The following is a 20,555-nucleotide window of genomic DNA, read 5'->3' as shown; positions in this document are numbered from 1 at the left end:
GAGGTTCAAGGTCTGTTCGTGACACGAGGCTGTTGTTGCGTGGCACAATGAAAAGCTCCTAGCCCCCAAATGAAATTGGACGCGTCCAGAGGAACAATGGTGCGGTCCGGGAACAGGTCGCTTAAAATTCGCAACGCCGCATCATCGGTCTCGCGGTATCCGAAGACGGGAACGATCACAATTCCATTCGCGATATAAAAATTGCAATAGCTTTCCGGGACGCGTTTACCCTGCACATACCTGGGAGGAGGGATCACCAAGGGTATGATCTCCAAGGAACGCCCCCGAGCATCGGTGACTTGCTTAAGCAACTCGTATTGATTGGCTAACTTCTCCGCGTTGCTGTCTTCAAAACTATAGGAAACCGCGGCCACCACGACTCCTGGTCGTACGAATCGGACAAGCTGATCGATATGACTGTCTGTATCGTCTCCGGCCAGCTCTCCGCCATCAATCCAAAGCACCTTTTCGACAGCCAACATCCGCATCAACTCGCTCTCGATCCGAGATCGCTCCCAATCTGGATTGCGAGCATAGGAGAGAAGACAACTGCTCGTCGTGAGCAACGTCCCCTCGCCGTCGGTTTCCAATCCTCCCCCTTCGCAAACCAGTTGAGAGGCAAAACGAGCGACCGCTGAGGGGCTGGACGTATCCAACGCATCGCAGATGGCATTGTTGGCAGCGGCATCCCAATCGTGCGGATGGTATTTGTTGCCCCACGCATTGAAACGCCAAAGAATCGCACCGAGTCGATCCCCCTCTAAATGCACGACAAAGGTGGGTCCATAGTCGCGAATCCAACAATCATTCGTTGCAATCGGATGCACCGTCACATTCTGGCAATCAGCAAGCTGTTTGGTGGCACGCTGGCAGCTTTCCTCGGGTCCCCCCAATACATGAACATGCTCCACATCAGCTAGGATTCGGATCATCCGCTCGGTGACCGGTGGGATCAAATCAAAAAGGCCCGGCCAAGTCTCTTCATTGTGAGGCCAGGAGATCCATGTCGCCTCGTGGGGCTCCCATTCTGCGACCCACCGAAAACCAGCTTCACTGGCGTAACGCGCCATCATGCGCCCGCTCCTGTTCCATCGATAAATCGTTTTGTCAAATCACCATAGGCATCGACGCGACGATCCCGAAGGAAAGGCCAATGGGTGCGCTGTTGATCGATTCGCTGCAAATCGCATTCAACGATGACAATTTCCTCCCGATCGTGCGAGGCGCGATGCAGAAGGACGCCCGCAGGATCGTACACGAACGAACCTCCCCAGAATTCCAACGCATCCTCGCGACCGACTCGATTGGCGGCACCGACAAAGACTCCGTTGGCGATGGCATGCGATCGCATCATCGTTTCCCAAGACTCGTGCTGGCTCGTTCCATACTCCGCTTTGTCGGATTCCAACCATCCAATCGCGGTGGGATACAACAAAATCTCCGCTCCGCGCAGAGCAAAAAGTCTCGCTGCTTCCGGATACCACTGATCCCAGCAAACTCCCACGCCAATTCTTCCAAACAAGGTGTCTGCGATGGTGAACCCGGTGTCGCCGGGGGTGAAGTAAAACTTCTCGTAGTAAAGAGGATCGTCTGGAATGTGCATCTTCCGATAAAACCCCTTGAGAGATCCATCGGCGTCGTAAACCACGGCGGTGTTGTGATAGAGCCCGTGAGCTCGTCGTTCAAAGATAGAACCCGTGACAACGACCCCTAGCTTTTTCGCCGCGTCCTGCATCGCAACGCTGGTCGGTCCAGGAATCGGTTCCGCCCATTCGAATCGATCGTGGTCCTCGCTTTGACATGGATACGGCGCGTTGAACAACTCTTGCAGACAAACAATGTTCGCCCCGCGGTCCGCCGCCTGATCGATGCACCGAACTGCTTTCGCGATATTTTCCGATTGCGAAGTGGAACAGCTCATCTGAACCACGGCTAGTTGAACGATCTTCCGTTTTGTCGTCACTCCTGCGCTTCCTTTTTCCAACGCCCCAGGCAGCAACCGCTACGCGAGACTCGAATTGGTAACGATACAAGCCAAGGTCTCAAGCTCGGCGTTGTAATCGTAGCATAGAATCCCGCGCAGGTCTTCCGGCGTTCTCCTCCGCTGCAAGAGCCGTAGAATAACCGACTCTCGCATTCTCAAAAATGAAGCTCCCAAACGTATTCAAACGCTCTGGAATACTAGCTGAAGAGCTCGGTGACAGCCTGGGCTTTGACCAGCTCGCGAGGCTGATTGAGATGGTTGTAAACGATGGTCTCGGGATCGATCCCGAACGCATGGTATATCGTCGCCAGCAATTGGGCGGGGTGTACCGGCTTGTCGACCGGGGAACTCGCCGTTTTGTCGCTCGCTCCGTGCACGTATCCGCGTTTGATCCCTGCGCCCGCCAGGACCGACGTGTAACAATACGGCCAGTGATCGCGACCATCGTCGGAGTTGCCGTTACCACTCGTGCTCACGCCTCGCTCGGGGGAACGGCCAAACTCGCCGACGGCGACGACGAGTGTGTCCTCCAGCAATCCTCGCTGATCCAGATCTTCGACAAGCGTCGATAACCCGGCGTCGAGCATCGGAGCGGATTGATTCTTCATCCGCTTGGAAAGATCCACGTGATGATCCCACGAATGATTGTCGCTATTCGCCACTTTGGGCCAAATGACCTCGACGACCCGCGTCCCCGCTTCGATCAATCGGCGCGCGAGCAAACAGCTTTGACCGAATGTGTTGCGACCATATGCCTCCCGAAGCATTTCCGATTCCTGCGAAAGATCGAACGCTTCGCGAGCCTTACCGGAAACGACGAGCGACAGCGCTTGATCAAAGTATTCATCGAGCTGCTGGTTTTCCACCGCGGCGTTGATCGTTGGCATTTGGGCATTGATCAAGTCTCGTAGCTGCGCACGTCGCTTTAATCGGACGGCGAAGACCTCTGGACGCAACTGCAGATCGCTGACATTGATGCGCTCCATCTTGCTGAGATCCATGTCATCTCCCTCCGGATAAAGCGTGTAAGGATCGAACGCTTTCCCGAGAAATCCAGCTGCACCTCCCTTGCCGACGACGTTGGACTCCTGCAGTGGACGAGGGAGCATAACAAACGGCAACATCGGTTCGTCAGCGGGCCGAAGCCTGATGATGTTGGATCCGAAATTGGGAAAGTCTTTTGGGGATGGAGGCTCCAATTGCCCCGACGGACTCACTTTGTCGGTCGTGTAACCAGTCATCATCTGATAGATCGCAGCTGTATGATTGAACAACCCGTTCGGTGTATAGCTCATGGAACGGATCATGGTGAACTTGTCATTCACCTGACTCAATCGCGGAAGATTCTCAGTGAATTGCACGCCGGGAATCTTGGTGGAGATCGGCTTGAACACGCTCCTCACTTTATCCGGTACATTTTCCTTCGGGTCCCAAAGGTCGATGTGGCTAGGACCTCCTTGGAGATAAACCATGATGATGCGTTTGGCCTTGTTCCAGCCCGCACCACCTCCACCCTCGCCCCCTTGAGCATGCTGCAATCGCAATAGCGATGGAAGAGAAAGTCCGAGCATTCCGCTCGCCCCGACGCGTAGGACGTCCCTGCGAGAAACCTGCAAGCCGTGATCACACAAATCGCGCCCTGGTCGACCAATCAAGCGAAACATAATAACTCCTTTTTGAACTCTCTGAATGCTCTTAATGATTGAACAGAAACGCCGGGCTGTTGATCAAAGCCCAGGTGATGTCTTCGGCCGCCGTAACTCGCAATTGAGTCCGTTGCTTTTCACTCTCATTGGCATCCTCGCGAAGTCGAACAGTCGCAGGGTCCTCGGGAGTGGGGATCGACAATCTCTCTATACTTTTCTTATAGGAAGCGACCATCGCATCTTCCGGCAAAGGTCGATTCTCCAGATTGAATTTGTCCTGCAGCCTCACCCGTTCCGCAGAACTCACCTTGAAGTATTGGATCGCCGCGTTCGATACCGATTCCTTCCTCGCGTCCGAAGATGTATTTGCATACGCTTGCAATGTCTCGGAAAGCCCCAAAGTGAGCTCTCCTTCTAAAGCTGCCACGCTCAACCGGAAATGCCCCAGCCTGTGCTTGGCAGCATTGTGGAACTGATGCAATCGCCATTGTAGCACTTCCCCTTTACCCAATTGCAAAGGCTCTGCTAACTGGAATACGGCCCAGTGCTCCGTGCCGGTCGCACCTGCTACCGCCCAGCCTCCTTGGTCGTTGAGTTTGTCATCGATTGCCGCAGCGGCAGAAAACCCACTTTGGTCAAAATCGGTGATGCCCTTCACCAACTTCAGCTTTCGCATCTGCTTCGGCTTGGAAGGATCCCCTACAAAAAGTTCGATCTCCGTGAGGACAAAATTTCCATTGTCGGAAACTCCTGGCCCCTTGTCGGGAGTACCCTCCAACGTCAGCGCCTCCAGGCGAACCGCTTGGATGGAAATGGCTGGAGGTCGAGTATCGATCGTGTATATCCCCTTTTCATCGACGTTGCTACCAACGATCGATCGATCTGGCATCGAGACGAGATTTCCCTTGTTCGACGCCTTCATCGCTCTCGGCAGAAGCGGAATCCATTCGGCCCCATTTCCATTGACTGCAAGGAATTCGTCCAACTTCTTTGGCAGAGACGACTCGAACGACTGCAACTCTGCTCGGGCGGCTTCCAGTCGTTCAAGCCGAGCCTTTTCTGCCGCATCGCGTGCCGGTCGAATAGCGGCTTCTCGCTCAGCGAGAAGTTGAACCGTCTTCGCCTTCTCTTCGTCCAACTTCGCTTGCCGCTTCGGTCTTTCTTCCGCCCACCAAGCTTCCTTTTCAGCTAAGGATCGGGTCAACGCTTGGTGATCCAAATCGATCTGCTGGAGCACAGTCAATGCCGACTCGACCTCCTTCTCGGTGGCCGGCCGGTTGAGAACTTGCAGAAACAACTCCTCCACCAACTCCGCATCGGAGTCGATTTCCCGAACCATCTGGCGAATCGAATTGTTCTGATCGGAAATGGCCGAACCCAAGGTCGGACCGCTGACCAATGCCATCACAGACCCCAATCGCAATTCGCTCGATCGCTCGCATTCGCAGGCGCTTTCTCGAGGAGGGCGGCCAAGATTATTGAGAAAGCCATCTGGCAATCCAGCATCCGCATCCGCCAACGATGCGGCTCGCGTTCCAGGAGCTTGACCAGGTATCTTTGCTTGCGATCCGGTGACCCTGTGAATGGCGTCGAAGAGAACCTCCGCCGGCAATCTTCGAGGCAACGCGTGGGAATAGTTTCGATCGTCATCCGCATTCCAATCGTTCGTTGCGATCGAGCGCTGATATGTCTCGGACTTGCAAATCGCTTTGAGCAATTGCTGCGTGTCGAATTTTTGATCCAAGAACGATTGCTCTAGCAACGCAAGAAGCTCCGGGTTGCTCGCTGGATTCCCAGCTCGGATATCGTCGATAGGTTCGATGAGACCCTTGCCGAGCATGTAACCCCACATGCGGTTGACAAAGCTGCGTGCGAAGTAAGGATTCTTGGGACTCGTCAACCAAGCGGCGAAGGTAGCTCGACGGCTAGCATCGTCCGCATGGGTGTGCTCCGCTTCGAACGGGAACTTAGGTGCAATGGTTTGTTGCGTCCTCTGATGCTTGAGCTCTGCAGTGCCGGTATCGGATACGATTTCGTAGAGAGGTTTTGCGCCTTCGACTGCCGTACCTCCAATGGTCTTGTTCTCAGACGCTGGGTCTTTCTTCAATTCAACTTGGGAGAAGAAGGCTGCGGTTTGATAGTACTGATCCTGTGTCCATCGCTCAAAAGGATGGTCGTGGCACTTGTTGCAATTGAATCGGATACCGAGGAAAAGGTGTGTCGTGTTCTCCACCGTGTCTTCCGGATTTCTCAGGATCTTGTAGTAAGACGCCGGAGGGTTCTCACGGTTGGATCCTGAGGCGCTCACGATTTCGCGAACAAACTGATCGTAAGGCTTGTTGGAGGCAATGCTCGCCCGAATCCAATCGCGGAAACTTGTCGCTCCCTCTTTCCCGAGGAATTTCGAGTTCACCTGAAGAAGATCCGACCACTTGTTAGTCCAGTGCTCGACATACGCTTCGCTACCGACGAGTTGATCGACCACTCGCTCTCGCTTCTCCTTCGTGGGCGTTTCCTCTTTGAGGAACGCGCGAACTTGATCGGCCGTTGGCGGGAGACCGGTCAAGTCAATATAAACTCTTCGCAAAAACTCGGCGTCCGTACAGAGATCGGAAGGGCTAATTTTCAATCGCTGCCACTTTTTGGCGACCGTGCTATCGATGGGATTGCTCGTGGGAGAGGGTTCCCAATCGTAACCTTCTCGTTTCCCCATCACCGTCATTGTTGTCGCAGCGTAGGCCCCTTCAAAACGGGCCAGGATCGGAGCTTCACCACGTCGAACCGATTGAACGCGTCCACCGTCGACCACCGCCGCGACCTCTGCATTGCTCGATTCGATAAAGGATTCCCGCGTCACGTCTCGCGTCACGCCATCTGCATACGTGGCCACGACTCGAAACTGAGTCAACTGTTGAACATCCTCTGCGATCGGATTCTGAGGGCTGATGGCGATGGAGACGACTTTTGGAGAGTCGAAACGTACAGATGCACCTTCCGAGATCCACTGCCGCAATACCAACGCTTGAACATCCCCTTCGTGGAATAGTTTTCCACCGACATGCGGTACCAATCCAAGCGGTTTGGTGAGGATCAAACTATCGAGTGGGGAGGCTGGGTTGAGCCGTCGGCCGGCCAAGTCATCGGCAAGCGATCGAATATCAAAGACCGGATCATACCCCCGAAGCGAAAGTTTGAATCCACTCTTACCTGCCTGAGCACCGTGACAAGTCCCTGAATTGCAGCCCAGTTTGGAAAGGACTGGATTGACGTCTCGAATGAAATCCATCGGCTGTGAAGCTTCGGTGCGGACCTCGACCGGGATCTCCCGGATTTGTTCGCCAAACTGAATTCGCACCTTCGTCACAGCGTTCGCTAATGGAACGAGCCAGCCGCGCGGGCTCACCCAGGCCGCCTCGGTGTCGACGATTGAGTAGACGGCATGACTCGAAACATCGAACTCCTTCCCCTCGGAGGTCTTTCCGCGAACCGTGAACTGCACCGAGTCATTCCAATGCTTCAGCGTGACGGTCGCGGGCTCCACGACTATCTCGCGGATCTCAGCAGCGGATGGAACCTTCCAAGCTCCCGAGGTAGCAGCCGCTTGATTCTCCTCCGTCCATTGGGAATGCAAATCGTCCAGACGCGATCGTTTGAGTGATGCGAGCGCCGCGTCCGATTGCGGAAGAATCGACTGCGATGGAGTCGCGTCACGCTCTACGATCGGCTTCTGATCACCGATCTGCCACGCCCGAAGCTTTCCATCGGAACCGCCCGCCACCAGCCTTCCGTTGCCGTCGATATCCAAAGCATAAATCGCTGCGTTGGGAATCTCCCAGGATGCTAGAACGGCTGGCTGAGCCGTGACATATGCCTCGAGCTTGTCCTTCTCCTCCTTGGTTCGACTCAAACTCCTTTTGGATTGAATCTTCTTGATGTCATCCGGCATTTGGCTGTCCACATCGTACGACCAAACTTTGATCCAGCTCTTCCCATCCAGCGTCGCACAGGCCGCTAAGTACTTACCATCCGGACTGATGGAGACATCGAAAATGCGTCCGGGTAATGGTTCCAGCTGACGAATCAAATTGGCGTCATCGCCGATGACGCGAGCAGTCTGACGGAAAATCCGATAGATCTTCGGAGCACCATCTGCACCTCCGACCAAGATTTCATTCCGCTCAGGATGCCCAGCCAACGCTTGAATTCCCCCGCGCAAAGCACCTGGGGTGATCGACGTGATGTTGTCGACGAATCTCTCCGTCTCCACCTCCGTGAGCTTGACGGTCATGTCCCGAGCAACAGATATCAAATGCTTTCCATCAACTGTAAACGCCGTCGCTCGAGGCCAATCCTCATGGACCCGCGAGAAGAACTTTTGCTCTCCGTCCAGCGTGATGGCTCGCACTGAGTTATCGGAACAACCAAACGAAAGGAGGGTCGAGTCGGGCGACCAGTTCACACCGAACAAGGTATCATTGCCAATACTGAAGCTTCGGTGCAGCGTATTGTTTTCATGATTCCAAATTTGCAGCTCGCCTCGAACCCCGGGCTCACCCGCCGCCACGGCGATCCATTTCCCATCGGGGGAGCAAGCGATCGACTCGATGCGAGGACTGATACCGACCAACCGATTTTTCAGTTCCCAAGCATCGGTTGAAAAGACGAGCACTTCATGAAATCCAGTCAGAACCACCTCGCGCCCGTCTGGTGTGAAACGAATGCTGTTGATATTCGGGGGGCGTGTGTAAGCGGGTGGATTTTCTAAACTGAGTTTCCGGGATGTGGCAGGCGAATCGTTTTTGGCACCTTCGTCAATCCAGCGGCGGATAGTCTCGATCTCGGACTCCTTCAAGGGAGCTTTCCCCTTCGGCATCTCCGCCTTGCCATCTTTCGGAACGATCTCGGCGATCAAGTGACTCCGGGCGGCATTTCCTGGAACGATCCCCGGTTCTCCCGATTCCCCCGCTCGAAGCATCGCGTCGTATTCGGTCATGCTGTACGAACCTTCGGATTTGGCAGGTTGGTGACAACCGAAGCACTGGTCACGAAGGATGGGAAGCACTTCCCTGGAGAAGCTCACAGGGCCCTTCGGTGCGGAGGTTTCGTCCGCCCCAAACGTTGCGTGGGACGCTCCCCATGTGAAGGCGATTCCAAGAACCAGAAGCGAGCATCGCGAGATGCCCCAACGCGGCAGCGTGCGCATACGGAATCCAACTCCTCTTAGGCTCAGCGGCTTGTTCGTTGCTATCCCATCGGGACTTTTACGACTACCGCGAGCGAAATAAGCACGTTCAGGGAGGACTGTGACGGCAGGGGACAGGGAAGGGAACGGTGCAACCGCGCCTTCGAGGACGCAGCCGCCGTTGAATCAGAATAACCCGTCCTCGCACTGGGGTCAATTACAGCCTTAGGCCGCCCGATGTGTTGCCGCGTACGCCAAAAGCTGTAGAGCCTGAAGGGATTCTTGATGGGCCGTGTAAACGCCATCCATTCGGTTCAAGTGAGAAATTGCGCGACGCCCCCACTGATGGGCGGAGTCTAAGGTGTACTCGGACGCCCCTACCGCATCGAAATACGAACGGACCTTAGGGAAGGAAACGGCATCGGAGGCCACTAGAACGTCACGCAATCCTTGCCCCCCAGGGGAGGCGAGCGCATGGATGACCGGGAGAGTCGGTTTTCTCGCCTCCAGGTCTGTCCCTAAGGTTTTGCCGGTCGATGCGGCATCTCCCCAGATATCCAGCCAATCGTCGTAGATCTGAAACGCGACTCCCAGACCGTAGCCGTACTGGGCAAAACGCTCGGAAATACTGTCAGAGGCGTTGGCGGACCAAGCTCCCAAGCGGCAGCTCACTTCGCAAAGAGCACCGGTCTTGGCTCCGAGGATGTCGTAATAATCGCTCTCGGCAAGGTCCAAATTCCCAACCGATCGCCCTTGCCGAATCTCTCCTTCGCAGACCAATTTCGCAGCGCGGGCGATACACCGTCCCGGATAAGTCGACTCTCCTTGGTTGGCCAGCTCGTAGGCGTGCGTGAAAAGCCAATCACCCAAGAGAATCGCGTCTTGAACACCCCAAAGGGTATGAGTCGTTGGACGATGTCGCCTCTGATCGGCCCCATCGAGAATGTCATCGTGAACCAAAGTGGCGGTGTGGACCAATTCGATGGCGGCTGCCAATCGGATCGTCTCCTCCGTCACTCCACCGCAGGCCTTCGCCGAAAGGAGCGTCAAACAAGGGCGTAGCCGCTTGCCCCCTAGAGTGCGGACATGGTCGAGCATGGGCTGAATCGAGGGATCGCTCGACGCCAGGCCTTGCACGATGCACGTCTCGACCTTGGCCAAGTCCTGTTCGATCAGAGACATCGCCTTTTTCAAAACCCATTGGTAATTGGTCGCCTCGGGGTGCAAGGGTTCAAAAGGAGCCGGAACTCCGACCCGCAACTCTCTTCCAGCCGACTCGCCACGAGCCCGCCTCGGAGCGGTCAAAGTGCTGTAGCCGTCTTCCTCGGACTTATCGCTAACGTGCTGGGGTGCGTGCATTTTCGGTCTCGTTCCTCGTGAAGTCCCCATTGCTTCCTCCCGATTTGTGGAGCAAGCCAATATCGCAGAGGGTGATCTCCGGATCGATCCCTTTGCACATGTCGTAAACGGTCACTGCTGCAATACTCGCCGCCGTGATCGCTTCCATCTCTACCCCCGTTTTTCCGGTCGACTTAACCGTGACTTGCCATTCCAGCACCAATTCTCCACGCCAAAACGATTCGACGGAGACCGATTCGATGGGAATCGCGTGGCAAAGCGGAATGAGATGGCTCGTCCACTTGGTCGCTTGAATGGCCGCGAGCCTCGCGACTTGCAAGCAATCCCCCTTTTTCAGACTGTTTTCGCGGATGGCCTGAGCGGCTCCGGGGGAGAGAACCACTCGGCTTCGCGCAACGGCAATACGTTGCGAAATCGCCTTCCCGCCGACATCCACCATGTGCGCTGCCCCCTGTTCATTGACATGCGTCAGGTGGCTGGACTTGGGTGTATCGATTTTGTTTTCCAAGAGACTGGCTCCCAATGATCGAGTGGAAAGGGTCCACCCAAGGTTTGTAACGCAATCGCCGAGAATTCGCGACCTCGCGGGACTTTGAACCCCAACAAAAAACCCGCAGGTCAGTTCGATCTCTGCGGGTTAGGTGATCGGTGTCGAAGGCGACAGCGGATTACGCCTTTGCGGCGTATTCGGCATCGAAGAAGGACTTGCTATCCTGGACCGTCGGCTTGATCGATCGCTTTCCTTCTTGCCAGTTCGCGGGGCAGACTTCCCCGTTCTTCTCGAAGAACTGAAGGGCCTTGACCATGCGCAATGCCTCGTCGACGCTGCGACCGAGCGGAAGATCGTTGACGACTTGATGTCGCACGACGCCGTTCTTATCGATCAAGAAAAGCCCTCGAAGCGCCACGGCATCATTGACCAAGACGTCGTAATCTCGCGCGATTTGCTTGTTCAAGTCGGCGACGAGCGGGTAATCGATCTGCCCGATCCCACCTTGGGTTCGAGGGGTATTTCGCCATGCCAAGTGCGAGTAATGGCTATCGACCGATACACCGATGACTTCGACGTCGAGTGCGTTGAAATCGGCAACGCGATCGGAGAACGCGATGATCTCGGTGGGGCAGACGAATGTGAAGTCGAGCGGATAGAAGAACAACAAGACGTACTTCTTGCCCTTGTATTGGCTGAGGGAAATTTCCGAGAACGTGCCGTCCTTCATCACGGCTTGAGCTTTGAAATCGGGTGCTGGTTTCGTAACGAGAACTGCCATCTTCCATTTCTCCGTCGATAGGGATGCTCTAATCTGGGGCTCATGCGAGTCGTCTGCTATGCCCCGACGACAAACCATATGCTCGCTATTGTCCCTCTTTCGTCAAGGCTTCGCTCCATGCATACTGACCATGCTTCCACTGCATACGACTCGACCGAAGACTCCATCACCACCGTGGCGGAATTGAAAGGATGGATAGATCGCTTTGCTGCAGACCGAAGGTGGGAAACGTTCCATCGGCCAAAGTCCTTGGCTATGTCGGTGGCCATCGAAGCCGCTGAATTGATGGAGCATTTTCAATGGGCTGATCCCGATGCGGAGCAGTTAGACCCAGCCGCCAAGATAGCGATCGCGGATGAACTCTCCGATGTCCTCTCGTATCTTCTACGACTCGCCAGCGTCCTGGAATTGGACATCACCAGTTCGCTTCGTGAAAAAATGGTCAAAAATGCCCGGAAATACCCGCTCCCGGCCCCCTGAAGCACTGAAAATCCAATGTTTTTTGGACAAAATCGCATCAATTCCAGTGTTTTTATAGGTTTAAGGCCTTATCCCAGTTGCATTTTGCCCCCCGCATCCTTTAATTCAGCCAATAGTCATGTTCTCTGTTGGACATGGATTAGAAAAGTGATCGTTTGAAAGGGATTCGTCACATGGCAAAAGCAGCTGCCAAGGCAGAAAAGCCACTCACCAAAGTCCAAATCTACACCAACATCGCCGAAGCCACCGGCCTATCCAAGAAACAAATTGCAGAGGTATTCGATGCCCTGAAGGCTGAAATCGCCACTTCGCTCGGCAAGAAGGGCGTTGGCGCCTTCGTGATACCCGACCTTTGCAAGATCCTACGCCATCAGAAAAAGGCTCTTCCAAAGCGACAAGTTCGAAACCCACAAACCGGTGAAATGAAGTGGGCCGATCCCAAACCCGCTTCGACCACCGTGAAAGTTCGCGCTCTCAAGAAACTCAAAGACATGGTCTAGTACCACCTGTCGCATGAGGATCACTCCGCGATCCAAACCCTTAAAACGGTCGTGATGCTCCAGGCATTCCGGCCGTTTTGCTTTTCTAACCTCGATGCCCCCTCTTCTACATCGATATCTCTTCGATGCATCCACACGAAACACACCCTCCCCAGGTGTACTCTGCGATTTCCCGAATTTTCGGTAAAAGTTGATCTCCCCACACTCACCGCCCCTTCGCTCCACTTCTATAATGCAGCAGATAGGCAAGTTGAAGCATCCCTATGGCGTAAGGGACGCCAGTAATCGAAGGAATCGAGGCATGACACCGGAAGCGCACAACACACAATTCTCTCGCCAGATCTGGCAAACTGTTTCCGAACATGCGCACAGCTGCCTGCTTCGCCGTGATTTCTGCCCAGAACAGTCTCGCGTCGAAAATTTGCGATGCGTGGACTTCTCCGAGGAATCGGATCTCACCTACGGCAAACAAATCTGGTTCTTCGAAGCGATCGGGGTGGACCCTGTTGGCAGGCGCCATTTTCTGCACGGCGCTCTAGAGTTCTCTATCCAGTACGGGCTTCTCGAGGCCGCACAAGCGGTTCTGTTCGAAGAAGAAGATGCGCGAGATCAATTCCTCACCACCCATCCACGCGAACTGACTCGTCTGTTTCCTAATCACCTGAGCCATCGCTTCTGGGTAACTACAGTCTGCAGTTTGTTCGTCGTCTTGGCCGCAGTCTGGACCTTCGCGCTCCTGTGCATGCTCAATAGCTAGACAGTCGCTCACTTAAGGATGGGGGGATTCGGGTGTATGCGACGTCCCCGGATCGTTATCCTCTTCCCCAATCGATTTTTCAGGTAGTCTCAAACTGTTGCGAAGGTCGACGGCCGCTCGATACCGCGTCCCGACTCCAATCTGAGGAATCACACCGGCTCCCAAGATCAAGAGCGTCAAGAAAATCATCGCGATTCGCTCCTCGGGCAAGACCGAGAGGGAGACAGATGAAATATGCCGCGCACCGGTAAAGATACGAAAGTAAGAGCTCATGATCGCAATCCCTTGCAAGGCCATCGTGAGTACCACTCCCATCCCCAACACCGGAGTCGCATCCACCGCGCCTTCGATCAGCAATTCGGAAGCGATGAAGCCGATCGTGCAGGGAAATCCGACGCTCGCGAGGCCAGATAACAAATAAAACCATGCAAAGGTAGGCATGTGTTCATAAAGCCCGTAGTAGCGATCCAATCTCAATCGTCCGATGCGCGCCTCGACACACCGGAGTACGATTCCATACCCGGACATCGCAATCCCTGCTGACAACCACAAACTCAATGCACCCGTGAGTGCGATGGGAGTTGCCACATCGAGCCCTACCATCACAAGCGAAACATGGCTTAGCAGGAGATACCCGAAAAACGCTCTCGCATCGACTTGCACCAACGCCATCCCAGCCGCAAAGATCGCGGTTGCCATCGCCCACCACTCGATCAATGCAAAAATCCACTCCGGTGCAACGGGAAGCAATAACCGTGCGGCAGCGTAAGGCCCCAACATTGGTAATAGATAAAGCAGGGAGCTACCAAACGAGCACCTTTGCATAAGATCTCGAATCCAAACCGAAAATGGAAACAAACCGCAACGCAATCCAATCGAAACGGTCAAACACCCTAATCCGACAGCCATCCAAGTCGAGTTGTTTGACAACGTTAATAAACATCCCGCCAACGCACTGACTGCAAACAGCAAGTGATGGAGCGCGAATACTCGCGTCGTCTGCTTGCGGTTCGCAAGCTCCGAAAAAACAGGAAAACCTAGTACAACGAGGAGCACGACAACCCACACCGGATCCTTGGTCGATAGAACCGCTAGGCTAATGGCCTCGGAAAGAATCGCTCCCTGATACGAAAAGGTACTGACCTTATGCCCCACCGTGGCAGTCAACGTGAATAGAAAGATCAATGCGGTCAGTGGCAAAAGGGGAGCGCTAAACTCATCGACGATGAGAAGCTCTTTTCCAAGCAACCATCGAACGAAACTCCATTCATCATGTGCCTCAAACACATGGAGCGTGGCAAAGTCCCACCAAGTCGCGATTGCAAAGACAAGCGTGAGTCCCGCAATCCACAATGACTTTCTTCGAATCGACTCCCTCGGCTGCTTACCCAGCAGGAAAAGACATCCCACCAAGGGGACGAGCAACGTCGTTTCCAAAAAGGGGAAATGCAATCCATTCATGTTCGCTTACCAACTCTCCCGATCGTTGGATAGAAATTTCGCCCAACGCGTTTCCCATCGGTCCAATTGTCGAAAAAGAGCGAGAAAGGGATTCACAATCCATCGCCACAATAGTTGGTCGGTGTAACCACGCTCGAGCGCAAAGAGAAAAAAGATCTGCTGACAGCGAACGGGTAACCTTTGCAAGATCCCAAAGGAGCCGTGAGCCAACCGCCCGCCGATGGCGTTTTCCATCGACTTGTAGTCTCTCAAAAGATTCGGGGCTCGAAGAAGCTGCAGCGAACGGAGGAAGGCGTGCCCAATCATATGGGCTAACGCCAAATACCAAAGCCCCAGTCCAATCTCCACGACAATGATTCCTACCTGACACACCGAGGCATAAGCCAACGCCGACTTTACATCGCTTTGAACGCGTGAAACGAGAGCGGCGAGAAGTGCTGTCGCACCTCCCAGCACAATCACCATCGCTCGAAGCAGTGGAGAGTCGTCCAATATAGGCCCCATTCGTAGTAGCAGGAACGCTCCGAGATGAATCGACAATGCACCGTAAAAAACGGCACTCGAAGGAGTCGGCCCCTCCATCGCACGGGGTAGCCAACCTGAAAATGGCACCAACCCTGACTTGCCCGCCGCCGCGACCAACAGAAGACTCCCGACCAAAAGCGCGTCCCAACCATCCAATGCCGACGTTCCATCGGGCCAAGGCGCCGCACCCATCAGCCCCGCAAAGTCCCCCTCGCGAATCATGTGGTGCATGGCAACTGCCGCCATGAGAAACGCAGCATCTGCAAAACGATAAATCGTCCATACCCACAATCCATTGCGAACCGGTCCGACGCGGTCATGGAAGTACGCAATCAACAACGCCGACGAGAGCCCAACCAACTCCCAACCCAAAAACAATGTCTCGATGGTTCCGGCCAAAAAAGCCAACAACAGCCCAACGAGAAACATCGCAAAAACGACGAAAAACCTATGAAACCCCGCATCGTTGTGCAGATACTTCGATGCAAAGGCCCCGATCACACCGACCAGTACATACGACAGAATCACCATCGGTATGCTAAGACGGTCAAAGAGAAATTTGATGTGAAAATGAAAATGCTCTTCATCGAGTACGACAAAGTTTCCACAGTCGACGATGAGCTGCCTGTTCCCCGTGAACAACATGTACGCCAATATCGCCAACGATGCGATCAACCCCGTCACCAAATTCGCTTTCGTGAGAAGTGTAATATGACCTTCCGACATGGGTCGTTGAAACAACTCCGTGAACCCAACGAAGCCCAACGTCACCAATGGGCATAAAACAACCAGAACGCCAAATAGATCCAACCAAGTCATCATCCCATCGCCCCCGGTCCCAATGCGTTGCCGCCTCTCGGTTCCATCGCAATGGGATACTCGACGCGTGAAAAACCAAGATTGCCTCGCCAACCGTGGAACCAACTTCCCGAACTGCTCGCGGTAGGTAGTGGTCGCCCCGTAGGTCGATAAGGCTCAAATCGACCTTGTTGATAGAGCAGCAACTCAGAACTCGTCGGCGATAACAAGGCGACTTGTATCCAGTTGTTCGTAACCAGTCTCCCGATCGATTCATTTCGATGCATGACCGAGCGAAACGCCGCTTCCGTTGCCTCGATGACGAATACGATGCGCATCGGCTCATGGATTTCAACCATCTGTTGACTTAGACCGCAGCGCAAATCGCTAGCCGCCCCCTCCATGACTCCGATCAGTCCCGCAATATTGTGCGGAAGCTTAGAACCGCATCCGTAAACGGAGTTGTCGATCGTGGAGAAGAGATACTCCAAGCTAATTCCTGCGCACACGGGAATCACCGCGCTGAGCAGTCTATGTAGGACGTCGTGCTCGCTGTTGTCCAACGTTGGATCGTAAGACGTCAGGAAACTTCTTCGATCCATGAAGAGCCCTCGCGTGCGAGAACGTCTCCCCACGACACACGCGGCATTCGTTGCATGGTTGTACTCGGGGCGAGCTTGCGCCAAATCCTCCGATCGCTCTTCGACATAACGCAGCGCCTCGTGGGGGCTGATATCAGGCTTCACGTTGGTGAAACGCCGGCAACGTTCCCAAGCATTGCGTTCACAAGCTTGTCGGAGTTTCTCCTGTATCTCCCACAAAGGTCGCTGATGCGTCGGCGGGACACGATCTAGATCCGAAAACTCCACATGGTCATTGCAGGTGTTGTGATACCCTCCTACGAACCAAGTTTCTTCAGGAATCGAAACTCCCCTCCCTTGCAAGATACGGCGAACTCGCGGCTCGTTTGCCATCTGCGCCAAGGCTCGGGCATTCGGTCCGCCACGTCCTCCACCGCAGGCTCCGCAGTTGTAAGCCGACTCATGCGGATTGTTCAACGACGATGAACCGTGACCTAGTACAACCACCAACGGTGAGAACGTCTGGAGGCCTATATCTCCCAGTAGCCGTTCGACCACGTCAGCCATTTCGACGTCTGTAAATCCATGATGGACCGACGAAGATTCATCGCCCCCCCCTTCCGCCGGAATGCGCTCTAAGCAAAGGGTCGTCGCTTTCCTCCCTTTGACGACATCCCCCAGCAACTCCTTCGCTTTAGCCGTAAAGCGCGGCGCCAACACTCGGGCGACCATCGGAATACTGGCGATCGACCCTGCAAAGGAGGTTAACGTTCCAGCCAAAAGCGATCGGCTTCCCAGATGGATCTGATGCGAAGCTTTCCCAAGCACTCTCCTGGCCTCGGTTTGACGACGCTGCATCTCTTGGTAGGTGACATGCGCTACCTCATCGACGAAATGCTTCGGCTTGATCACGACCGGACAAAGAGGGATGTAGTGCGCATCCGAAACGGATCGAAAGTACATGGGAACCCCAAAGAAACCGGCCGCCCCAAAGGTTTCAATCCCCGCGTCGATCTCTTCCAAATGCCTGCGAAGCGATTCTTCGCGATCATCGATGCAAGTAATCACTTGAAAAGAAAATGGACTTCGCTGGCTCATCCCCACCGAGAGCTTAGTGATCTCCGAAACCGCATCGAGCAGTTCCTCTCGATAATGCCGCTCAAAAGCAGAATGATAGATCCGCCTCCTGTTCAACGAACCGAATTGCAGAACCTCTTTGACGATTTTCTTCCATTCTGCTCCGGATAACACCGCTAGTTCTAGTGCATTCCAACCCAGCCTCTGTGCAATTTGAAACAAAAGAAACGCCCGTTGTTGCTGCGTCGAGCTCGGCCGATCCTCTCGCTGATGCTTCGACGCCAAGACCTGAAGGGCGGGAAAGGAAACATCGGAACCGAGCGACTCAATCCATAATTTTGGCGCATCACGCCTGAGGGCATACGCAATCGAAGCGCGGTCTAACAACAAGCGGATGGCGAGCATCTCTTCCAACGATCCTTTCGGTAGCGGACGAGGGGTCCACTCCGCATTGGATTCCAACTGCCAAACCATGCTCGTCCAACCGGGCAAGGCTAAAAGTGTGCTCTCGATGTACGCATCTAAGGTTTCATCCTTAACTCCGAGTGCCCTCAAAGAAATTGCAATCGACTCGCGAGCGGTGCGCGCACGGTGCTCTTCGCGCCGCACGATGTCTCGAAGCGGCGCGAGCCGGTCCAAGACGAAATCGGAGGAGGAACCATATAGATCTAGAAACAGACCGAATAATCCAGGGCGCCCAAAATTCCCCTGCCACTGCGAGATCCCTTGATCCAGCGCGTTGGAAAGGAATCGGATCAGAAAGTCGTGTACGGGCTCATCGCAATCGACGTGAAGGATATCGAGTAGCAACTCGCGTTGGCGTATGGGAACCGCCCCATCCTCGTCATGACGGGACCACTGCGATGCCCCTTTGCGACACACGGAGTAAAGCAGGCGAAGAGTAAAATTCGTCCAGGTTTCGTCCGTCCAGGAAGCTCGACGATCGAACTCAAAGTCCTCCGAAAGATCCAGGAGAAGTAGCGCTAAACTCTCATTCGAAACATTCTCAGTGGACGTGTATTCTCGAAGCATCCAGTGCCGCACCTCGTGCACCATCTGATTCGCGGCCGCAACGCTAACGTCTGGTAAAAACTTGGCCATGGCATCCGTCTCCGCCAAGGACCACCGAATCTCTTCGTCGGGTCCCAAACGCAACCGTCTGGCCATCATGGCGAGCCGCAACTGGAGTCGAGTCGTTTCGGGGGCAACGGACTCGTGCGCTGCCTCTCCCAAATCGTGGAGCAACTCTTTCTCTAGATCCGATACCGAGATCCTGCCCCACTCTACTTTGTTCCGGTACCGGCTTTCGGGCCAGTACGGATGCGCCCCGTATTTCTTGACACCAGCCACCACCGCTTCGTCGAATGGTAAATGCTCGAACGCATGAAGCGTGTTGTGATGCACGAACACCGCGATCGGGCCCTGTGCAGGAAGCACATGAAGCCCATGCTCCACCGCCATCCCAATCCGCTCCCAATCGAAGTCATCCGCCAAAATAGAACCCACAAGAAAAAAGACGAACAAGCGATCCGTCTATTTTAGCTCTGTCGCACCGTTCTCGTGAGCGGTCCTACCTAAAGTCAACGATGATTTCTTTTGAAAACCATCGATCGGTTCAATGCAAACTAGATACCGCACTCACCCACAGGAGAGACAAGTTGCCAGCCGGTTTCCTGAATCGCAACAACACCGCACTTCGCTAAATCGCGCATGCTATCTCTTACATCGAAATCGATATCGACCCCCGTCAGCCGCATTAAAATCGCTTCTGCCTGCCGATCGATTTCCTCCAGCGTCATGGGCTGAGAGCTACGGAACAGAACGAAGCATCCCAGAATGGCCTCGCAAATCTCTTGCTGCTCGGCTTCCTCCTCAATTCGAAGCAAAGCCCCCAGATTGTTGTCCAAGTTTTGGTAATAAAGACTTCTGGTGATATTCAGCTGATACCGACGTTTGGTGGTCGTGTACGAAAAGATCGACTTGATGCCGTAGAACAAAGTCGCCACCAAGACGGCGACTACCAGAAAAAAGGAGGACAGCAGCTTGAGCGTGCTAAACAACGCCAGGATCCAAAGGCTCTTAGCGAGCTTGCTAGTCATCATTGCAATCCCCCACAAGGTTGGGATACCAATCTTGCCCGTGTCTAGCCAACTCAATCGAATCTGCGTTCCAGGAAGCATCATGTCGATATCCGCCTTGGGAACGTTTTTAAACATTCGAATGTGCACCCGATTGGGATCGAGCGGTTCTGGAAAGGTCTGCATCTCCCTTGGACGAAAGACGACAACCAATCGTTGATAAATGGGTACGTCTCGATCGACCAGTCGGAAGAAATGTCTCCAACTTCGAAACGATCTTCGCGTGACAATATCTCCCCGCCCGTACACCTCCAACTTGCGGAAGGAAGAGAATCGGATATGAAGCCGAACGCCCCAATGACTGGCTACCCCAATAGCATTCTGAATCTCACGCGGCGAAAGTCGTCGGTAATTGGCATGTCCCAGCGAAGCCGCTATTTCGGAAAACAACTCGCGCGAAGCCTCCCGGTCAGTCAGCCCTCCACAAGATCCCAATTTCCATTCGGTATCAGGAAATTCTCCCTCGACTCCTGTCCCCTCCCCTCGCAATACCCGGTCGGAGAAATCGCGATCCGGATCGTAGCGTTGATAGAGATCCGATAACACCTCGTGATGGGAGTGATACGCGAGGCTGATGTTTCTCTTGATCTGCTCGACCAATGAGCGAAATGGAGTCTGCTCAGGAGCGGAGAGCGGAAAGTCTCTCAAAAGGGAATCGACGAGCGCATTGGGTGTGAAAGGAAGATAATGCTCCCGCCCCCAATGCTCGGGTGGCATTTTGAATTTCACCGACCTCCAACTCTTGGGTATCCATACAGTTGGCAACCAAGTTCTCGGCATGGTTCGGCTTTCATCG

Annotated in this window: 14 protein-coding genes; 3 read left to right on the top strand and 11 right to left on the bottom strand. The window is 54.3% G+C overall.

Annotated elements, in window-relative coordinates; all coding sequences use genetic code 11:
* Positions 1–5: 5 nt before the first annotated feature.
* From VN12_RS25480 to VN12_RS25450, 7 genes are all read right to left on the bottom strand, one after another.
* A complete protein-coding gene (locus VN12_RS25480; RefSeq protein WP_146679709.1) occupies positions 6–1,073 on the bottom strand; it encodes an agmatine/peptidylarginine deiminase in 1,068 nt (355 codons plus the stop codon).
* The gene (locus tag VN12_RS25475; RefSeq protein WP_240491263.1) at positions 1,070–1,963 is read right to left on the bottom strand and encodes a carbon-nitrogen hydrolase; all 894 of its coding nucleotides are present in this window, start codon (positions 1,961–1,963) and stop codon (positions 1,070–1,072) included. Before VN12_RS25475 ends, VN12_RS25480 begins: the two co-directional genes overlap by 4 nt.
* A gap of 218 nt (positions 1,964–2,181) precedes the next feature.
* Complete coding sequence (locus tag VN12_RS25470; protein WP_146679708.1) at positions 2,182–3,648, bottom strand: DUF1501 domain-containing protein; 1,467 nt, start codon at positions 3,646–3,648, stop codon at positions 2,182–2,184.
* 31 nt (positions 3,649–3,679) lie between these two features.
* Positions 3,680–8,833 (bottom strand): DUF1549 domain-containing protein, encoded by a 5,154-nt coding sequence (locus VN12_RS25465; protein WP_146679707.1) that lies wholly within the window; start codon positions 8,831–8,833, stop codon positions 3,680–3,682.
* A gap of 204 nt (positions 8,834–9,037) precedes the next feature.
* Positions 9,038–10,171, bottom strand: a complete 1,134-nt coding sequence (locus VN12_RS25460; protein ID WP_168164647.1) for a polyprenyl synthetase family protein — start codon at positions 10,169–10,171, stop codon at positions 9,038–9,040.
* Complete coding sequence (gene moaC / locus VN12_RS25455; protein WP_315850180.1) at positions 10,149–10,679, bottom strand: cyclic pyranopterin monophosphate synthase MoaC; 531 nt, start codon at positions 10,677–10,679, stop codon at positions 10,149–10,151. The genes VN12_RS25460 and moaC overlap by 23 nt, the downstream gene beginning before the upstream one ends.
* 160 nt (positions 10,680–10,839) lie before the next feature.
* The gene (locus VN12_RS25450; RefSeq protein ID WP_146679705.1) at positions 10,840–11,442 is read right to left on the bottom strand and encodes a peroxiredoxin; all 603 of its coding nucleotides are present in this window, start codon (positions 11,440–11,442) and stop codon (positions 10,840–10,842) included.
* Between the two features lie 117 nt (positions 11,443–11,559).
* On the opposite strand from VN12_RS25450, the gene VN12_RS25445 reads away from it, so the two are divergent.
* The 3 genes from VN12_RS25445 to VN12_RS25435 all read left to right on the top strand — a co-directional run bounded on the left by VN12_RS25445 (position 11,560) and on the right by VN12_RS25435 (position 13,179).
* On the top strand, positions 11,560–11,922 hold the full coding sequence (locus tag VN12_RS25445; protein ID WP_146679704.1) for a MazG-like family protein: 363 nt from the start codon (positions 11,560–11,562) through the stop codon (positions 11,920–11,922).
* A gap of 173 nt (positions 11,923–12,095) precedes the next feature.
* A complete protein-coding gene (locus tag VN12_RS25440; protein ID WP_146679703.1) occupies positions 12,096–12,422 on the top strand; it encodes an HU family DNA-binding protein in 327 nt (108 codons plus the stop codon).
* A 301-nt stretch (positions 12,423–12,723) separates the two neighbouring features.
* Positions 12,724–13,179, top strand: coding sequence for a hypothetical protein (locus VN12_RS25435; protein WP_146679702.1), 456 nt, complete (start codon positions 12,724–12,726; stop codon positions 13,177–13,179).
* Positions 13,180–13,191: 12 nt separating this feature from the next.
* On the opposite strand, the gene VN12_RS25430 is transcribed toward VN12_RS25435, so the two are convergent.
* From VN12_RS25430 to VN12_RS25415, 4 genes are all read right to left on the bottom strand, one after another.
* Positions 13,192–14,640, bottom strand: coding sequence for a proton-conducting transporter membrane subunit (locus tag VN12_RS25430; protein WP_146679701.1), 1,449 nt, complete (start codon positions 14,638–14,640; stop codon positions 13,192–13,194).
* A gap of 6 nt (positions 14,641–14,646) precedes the next feature.
* Positions 14,647–15,987 carry a proton-conducting transporter membrane subunit gene (locus VN12_RS25425; RefSeq protein WP_240491262.1) on the bottom strand — a complete coding sequence of 447 codons (1,341 nt, stop codon included), beginning with the start codon at positions 15,985–15,987 and terminating at the stop codon, positions 14,647–14,649.
* Entirely contained in the window at positions 15,984–19,127 is a 3,144-nt protein-coding gene (locus tag VN12_RS25420; protein WP_146679700.1) for a DUF2309 domain-containing protein, read from the bottom strand. Before VN12_RS25420 ends, VN12_RS25425 begins: the two co-directional genes overlap by 4 nt.
* A gap of 119 nt (positions 19,128–19,246) precedes the next feature.
* Complete coding sequence (locus VN12_RS25415) at positions 19,247–20,539, bottom strand: TMEM143 family protein (protein WP_146679699.1); 1,293 nt, start codon at positions 20,537–20,539, stop codon at positions 19,247–19,249.
* Positions 20,540–20,555: the final 16 nt, after the last annotated feature.

This window comes from Pirellula sp. SH-Sr6A (assembly GCF_001610875.1).
Lineage (GTDB): Bacteria > Planctomycetota > Planctomycetia > Pirellulales > Pirellulaceae > JBKCUI01.
This window is presented reverse-complemented; position numbering and strand designations above follow the sequence as displayed.